This window comes from Pseudomonas sp., assembly GCF_049301935.1.
In the GTDB taxonomy this organism is placed as follows: Bacteria; Pseudomonadota; Gammaproteobacteria; order Pseudomonadales; family Pseudomonadaceae; genus Aquipseudomonas.
The window spans coordinates 1-6596 of the sequence record NZ_JBAQLP010000020.1 but is presented as its reverse complement, the minus strand read 5'-3'; the positions used below and the strand labels follow the sequence as shown (position 1 = coordinate 6596).

The window sequence follows — 6596 nt, the reverse complement described above, 5'->3', positions numbered from 1 at the left end:
TACATAACCTGCGGAACCCGCCCATGCGCATCCCCACCGCAATAAAGCTGCACAAAGCCTCGAAAACCCTGGAGCTGCATTACGGGACCGACGAGCGCTACACCCTGCCCGCCGAGTTCCTGCGCGTGCACTCGCCCTCGGCGGAGGTGCAGGGCCACGGCAAACCGATCCTACAAACCGGCAAGTTGCATGTCGGTTTGAGCAAGATCGAACCGGCGGGCAATTACGCGCTGAAACTGACCTTCGATGACGGCCACGACAGCGGCCTGTTCACCTGGGATTACCTGGAACAACTGGCTATGCGCCAGAACGAACTGTGGAACGATTACCTCGCCACCCTGGCCGCCGCCGGCAAATCCCGCGACCCCAGCGAAAGTGTGGTCAAACTGATGCTCTGAAGCATGCAGGCGATCTGCCATCAGCAATTGATTCAGGCGCCTCAACTATTTCCCCGCACCCGCATCGCCTGGCGACCATCTGCCGCAGCGCAGCAGCCCGTCTAGCCCGTTGATCCTGACTGGTTAGAGCGCATTTTCTAATCCTTCCCGGCATACTCATCGCGCATTCGGCCTGGATTGCGGCCGGCTTGCACAAATTCTCAAACTCGGGTAACCAAGTAGTTGGAAGTTTCTCGCGCCAGGCAGCCCCGGCGACGAGGAAGATTGCGGAGCGATCCGCCCTTGGAAATCCGGGCAATATCTGGCCCTTAGCCCTGTGTCGCCGTGCACAGTATTACGCCGGTATTTCGTCTCAGGACAATGGAGCGTTGTAGATGACAGATAAGAATAATGATGACCTGAAACACCAGGCCTCCGAGAACACCTTGGGCCTTAATCCGGTGATCGGCATCCGCGGTAAAGACCTCCTTACCTCCGCTCGAGTCGTGCTCAAGCAAGCCCTCAAGCAACCCCTGCACAGCGCCAAACACCTGGCCTATTTCAGCATGGAGCTGAAGAACGTGATGCTCGGTCAATCCGACCTCACCCCCGCCGAAGGCGACCGACGCTTTGCCGACCCGGCCTGGAGCCAGAATCCGCTGTACCGCCGTTACCTGCAGACCTACCTGGCGTGGCGCAAGGAGCTGCATGACTGGGTCGAGCACAGCAACCTGTCCGAGCAGGATGCCAGCCGTGGCCATTTCGTGATCAACCTGATGACCGAAGCCATGGCGCCCAGCAACAGCATGGCCAACCCGGCCGCGGTCAAACGCTTCTTCGAAACCGGCGGCAAGAGCCTGCTCGACGGCCTGTCGCACCTGGCCTATGACATCGTCAACAACGGCGGCATGCCCAGCCAGGTCAACATGAATGCCTTCGAGGTCGGCAAAAGCCTGGCCACCACCGATGGCGCGGTGATCTTTCGCAACGACCTGCTGGAACTGATCCAGTACAAGCCAATCACCGAACAGGTGCACGAGCGCCCATTGCTGGTGGTACCGCCGCAGATCAACAAGTTCTACGTGTTCGACCTGTCGCCAGAAAAGAGCGTGGCGCGCTTCCTGTTGCGCAACGGCATCCAGACCTTCGTGGTGAGCTGGCGCAACCCGACCAAGGCGCACCGCGAGTGGGGCCTGTCGACCTATATCGAAGCACTGAAAGAAGCCATCGACGTGGTCTCAGCCGTCACTGGCAGCAAGGACATCAACATGCTCGGCGCCTGCTCCGGCGGCCTGACCACCACCTCGCTGCTGGGCCATTACGCCGCGCTGGGTGAGAAGAAGGTGCATGCCCTGACCCTGCTGGTCAGCGTGCTGGACAACCGCCTGGAAACCGATGTAGCGCTGTTCGCCGACGAGAAAAGCCTGGAGCTGGCCAAGCGCCGCTCTTACCAGGCAGGGGTGCTGGAAGGCAGCGACATGGCCAAGGTGTTCGCCTGGATGCGCCCCAACGACCTGATCTGGAACTACTGGGTCAACAACTACCTGCTCGGTAACGAGCCGCCGGTGTTCGACATCCTCTACTGGAACAACGACACCACGCGCCTGCCGGCAGCCCTGCATGGCGAGTTTATCGACATGTTTACTTCCAACCCGCTGATCCGCGCGGGCGCACTGGAAGTTTGTGGTACGCCGATCGACCTCAAGCAGGTCACCAGCGACCTTTACTGCGTGGCCGGCACCACCGACCACATCACGCCGTGGGAGTCGTGCTACAAGTCGGCCAACCTGTTTGCCGGCAATGTCGAGTTCGTGCTGTCCAACAGCGGGCATATCCAGAGCATTCTCAACCCGCCGGGTAACCCGAAATCACGCTACATGACCAACACCCAGATGCACGCGGACCCGAAAACCTGGCAAGCCAGCTCGACCAAGCACGCCGACTCCTGGTGGCTGCATTGGCAGGTCTGGCTCGCCGCTCGCTCCGGCGCGCAGAAGAAGGCACCGAGCCAACTGGGCAACAAGAAATACCCGGCCGGCGAAGCAGCCCCCGGCACCTACGTTCACGAACGTTGATCACCTGCGCACTGCGCAACACTGCCCGCGGCACCGGACGTGTCGCTCGCCCATCCACTCGATTGAGCGGGTGGGCGAACCAGGCTTTGCCCTGGCATTTCTGGAAAAGACCCGGAGGGTCTGATCCAGCGTTTTAATTGATAGGGCTTTTGCGCATGTCGCTACCTTTCGTATTCCGTACCATTGAGTTGGACGGCCAGACCCTCCGTACTGCGGTTCGCCCCGGTGACGGCAAGATGACCCCGCTGCTGATTTTCAACGGCATCGGCGCCAACTTGGAGCTGGTGATGCCCTTCGTGCGTGCCCTGGACCCCGGTCTGGAGGTCATCGCTTTCGACGTGCCCGGCGTTGGCGGCTCCTCCACACCCAACACGCCGTATCGCTTTCCTGGCCTGGCCAAGCTCGCCGCGCGCATGCTCGACTACCTCGACTATGGCCAGGTCAATGCCATTGGCGTGTCCTGGGGCGGCGCCCTGGCGCAGCAATTCGCCCACGATTACCCCGAACGCTGCAAGAAGCTGATCCTCGCCGCCACCTCGGCCGGCGCGGTGATGGTGCCTGGCAAACCCAAGGTGCTCTGGTGTATGGCCAGCCCACGGCGCTATGTGCAGCCCTCCTACGGCGTGCAGATTGCCCCGCAAATCTACGGCGGCGCGTTCCGCCGCGACCCGAAGCTGGCCCTGGCGCATGCCAGTAAAGTCCGTTCGGGCGGCAAAATGGGCTACTACTGGCAGCTATTCGCCGGCCTCGGCTGGACCAGCATCCACTGGCTGCACAAGATTCGCCAACCGACGCTGGTGATGGCCGGCGACGATGACCCACTGATCCCGCTGGTGAATATGCGCCTGCTGGCCTGGCGCATCCCCAACTCCGAGCTGCACGTGATCGACGATGGTCACCTATTCCTGGTGACCCGCGCCGAAGCCGTCGCGCCGATCATCATGAAGTTCCTCGAGGAAGAACGTCAGCGCGCGATTATGCACCCGCAGCCCGCGCCAGCCCGCACGCTCGGCTAAGCGCAGCCTGACTGCGTACAAGCATCAACTGCACGCACTGTGGCTGTGCTCACAGTTCAGTGCTTGACCCACTTTCGGGCACGTTGTATTACCTGGGACTTGGCGCGCGGCAGTCTGGAACGCACATTCGCGCGCATTGGTATAAGCCTTGCTGCTTATCTATCAACCTTGAAGTCTCACGGTTTGACGACGGAGTGTTGCCCAATGCGAGACCAACCCGCCAAACGCGCCCTGCCTGTGCGCAGCAGCGTGATGAATGCTCAGAACGCAGTGGTCGGCCTGCGCGGTCGCGACCTGTTCTCCACCCTGCGTGGCCTGGCCCTGCAAGGGCTCAAGCAACCCATTCACAGCGCCCGGCATGTCGCTGCACTGGGCGGCCAACTGGGTCGCGTGCTGCTGGGTGACAAGCCGTTCAAGGTCAACCCACAAGACCCGCGTTTTGCCGACCCCACCTGGCGTGACAACCCGCTCTACAGCCGCAGCCTGCAAGCCTACCTGGCCTGCCAGAAACAGCTGAACAGCTGGATCGATGAGAGCAATCTGGACGCCGACGACCGCGCCCGCGCGCGCTTTGTCGCCACCCTGCTGGCCGATGCCCTGGCGCCGTCCAACACCCTGCTCAACCCGCAGGTGATCAAGGAACTGTTCAACAGCGGCGGCAGCAGTCTGCTCAAGGGTGTGAGCCACCTGTTCGATGACCTGGTGAACAACGACGGCATGCCCAGCCAGGTCAGCAAACACGCCTTCGAGGTCGGCCGTAACCTGGCCACCACCAGCGGCGCGGTGGTATTTCGCAGCGAGCTGCTGGAGCTGATCCAGTACAAGCCGATGAGCGAAAAACAGTACGCCAAGCCGCTGCTGATCGTGCCGCCGCAAATCAACAAGTTCTATATTTTCGACCTCTCCAGCGAGAAGAGCTTCGTCCAGTACGCACTGAAGAACGGCCTGCAAACCTTTGTCATCAGCTGGCGCAACCCCGATCCACGGCACCGCGAGTGGGGCCTGTCGAGCTATGTGCAGGCGGTCGAGGAGGCCGTCGATGCCTGTCGGGAAATCACCGGCAGCAAGAACGTCAACCTGCTCGGGGCCTGCGCCGGCGGCCTGACCATCGCTGCCCTGCAAGGCCATCTACAGGCCAAACGCCAGCTGCGCAAAGTGGCCAGCGCCACCTACATGGTCAGCCTGCTGGACAGCCAGATCGACAGCCCAGCCATGCTGTTTGCCGACGAGCTGACCTTGGAGGCCGCCAAACGCCGCTCCTATCAGCAAGGCGTGCTGGACGGTCGCGACATGGCGCGGGTGTTTGCCTGGATGCGCCCGAATGACCTGATCTGGAATTACTGGGTCAACAACTACCTGCTCGGCAAACAGCCGCCGGCCTTCGACATTCTCTATTGGAACAACGACAACACCCGCCTGCCGGCTGCCCTGCATGGCGACCTGATCGACTTCTTCAAGCACAACCCGCTGACTCACCCACGCGGCCTGGAAGTCTGCGGCACCCCGGTCGACCTGCAGAAGGTCACGGTGGACAGCTTCAGCGTCGCCGGGATCAACGACCACATCACGCCCTGGGATGCGGTATACCGCTCGACCCTGCTGCTCGGTGGTGACCGGCGCGTTATCCTGTCCAATAGCGGGCATATCCAAAGCATCCTCAATCCGCCGGGCAACCCCAAGTCCAATTACCTGGAAAACCCCAAACTGACTGGCGACCCGCGTGCCTGGTACCACGACGCCGAGCATGTGCAAGGCAGCTGGTGGCCGGTGTGGCTGAACTGGATGCAGGAGCGTTCGGGCGAGCAGCAGGACACCCTGATGGCGCTGGGCAACCAGCACTACCCGGCGATGGAAGCCGCGCCCGGCACCTATGTGCATGTGCGCTAAATCCTCAACTCAAGCATGACCAGACTGGCCGCAAGCCATTGCGGCCAGGTATCGTCAGCCTTCCCGCGGCCAGAATAAGAAGACCGGATGAAAACCCGCGACAGAATCCTTGAATGTGCCCTGCTGCTGTTCAACCAGAAGGGCGAGCCGAACGTTTCCACCCTGGAAATTGCCAACGAAATGGGCATCAGCCCGGGCAACCTGTACTACCACTTCCACGGCAAAGAGCCGCTGATCCTCGGCCTGTTCGAGCGCTTTCAAGCCGAACTGGCTCCGCTGCTCTCGCCGCCCGAAGACGTGCAGCTGGATGTGGAAGACTACTGGCTGTTTCTGCACCTGATCGTCGAGCGCCTGGCACACTACCGCTTCCTGTTCCAGGACCTGTCCAACCTGACCAGCCGCCTGCCAAAACTGGAACGCGGCATGCGCCACTGGCTGAACGCTCTGAAACGTACACTGGCTGAACTACTCGCGCGCCTGCAGCTCAATGGCCAATTGCACAGCGACACCCGCTCGCTGGGTCAATTGGTCGAGCAGATCACCCTGACCCTGCTGTTCTCGCTGGACTACCAGCGCATCATCGGCCGCGAAGGCGAGAGTCGCCTGGTGGTGTACCAGGTGATGATGCTGGTGGCCCCGCACTTGGCCGAAGAACCGCGCTACGCTGCCGAACACCTGGCACAGCGTTACCTGGAAGACTGACCCGCACGCCTAAACGCAAACGCCCGGCACTAGGCCGGGCGTTTGCGTTGACTGCTGCGCGTCTTACGACTGGGCGGCAGGTGTCACGGGTGCCGCCGGCGCTGCTGCCGGAGCAGGCGCAACAGCCGCCACCGGAGCAGCCGGTTTGGCGGCTACTGGCTTGGCTGCAGCTTTGACTGCCGGTTTAGCGGCTGGCTTGGCTGCAGGTTTAGCAGCTGGCTTGGCTGCGGCCTTGGCTACCGGTTTAGCGGCAGGCTTGGCTGCAGGTTTGGCCGCTGGCTTAGCTGCTGCTTTGGCAACCGGCTTGGCTGCGGGTTTAGCGGCAGGCTTGGCAGCCACCTTCTTGACGGCAGGCTTGACCGACTTGACCGAAACGCCAGTCAGTTGCTCGATCTGCTTGGTCAGGCTTTCAACTTTGGCGTTGAGCGCTTTCACTTCATTGCGGCTCGGTACACCGAGACGCGAAATGGCATTGTTCAGACGCTTGTCGAAGGCTTCTTCCAGCTCGCCCCACTTGCCAATAGCCTTGTCTTTGACTT

The 6596-nt window shown here is 61.6% G+C and carries 6 protein-coding genes; 5 read left to right on the top strand and 1 reads right to left on the bottom strand.

Going from position 1 to position 6596, the window contains the following annotated elements:
• Window positions 1-23: 23 nt before the first annotated feature.
• The 5 genes from WA145_RS02680 to WA145_RS02660 all read left to right on the top strand — a co-directional run bounded on the left by WA145_RS02680 (window position 24) and on the right by WA145_RS02660 (window position 6057).
• The gene (locus WA145_RS02680; RefSeq protein WP_422580086.1) at window positions 24-398 is read left to right on the top strand and encodes a gamma-butyrobetaine hydroxylase-like domain-containing protein; all 375 of its coding nucleotides are present in this window, start codon (window positions 24-26) and stop codon (window positions 396-398) included.
• Between the two features lie 374 nt (window positions 399-772).
• On the top strand, window positions 773-2452 hold the full coding sequence (phaC, locus tag WA145_RS02675) for a class II poly(R)-hydroxyalkanoic acid synthase (RefSeq protein WP_422580085.1): 1680 nt from the start codon (window positions 773-775) through the stop codon (window positions 2450-2452).
• Window positions 2453-2607: 155 nt separating this feature from the next.
• On the top strand, window positions 2608-3468 hold the full coding sequence (gene phaZ, locus WA145_RS02670) for a poly(3-hydroxyalkanoate) depolymerase (protein WP_422580084.1): 861 nt from the start codon (window positions 2608-2610) through the stop codon (window positions 3466-3468).
• A gap of 204 nt (window positions 3469-3672) precedes the next feature.
• Window positions 3673-5355, top strand: coding sequence for a class II poly(R)-hydroxyalkanoic acid synthase (gene phaC, locus WA145_RS02665; protein WP_422580083.1), 1683 nt, complete (start codon window positions 3673-3675; stop codon window positions 5353-5355).
• Window positions 5356-5442: 87 nt separating this feature from the next.
• Window positions 5443-6057, top strand: a complete 615-nt coding sequence (locus WA145_RS02660) for a TetR/AcrR family transcriptional regulator (protein WP_422580082.1) — start codon at window positions 5443-5445, stop codon at window positions 6055-6057.
• Between the two features lie 63 nt (window positions 6058-6120).
• Here the strand turns inward: WA145_RS02660 and WA145_RS02655 are convergent.
• On the bottom strand, window positions 6121-6596 hold a 476-nt coding region (locus WA145_RS02655), incomplete at its 5' end, for a phasin family protein (protein ID WP_422580081.1).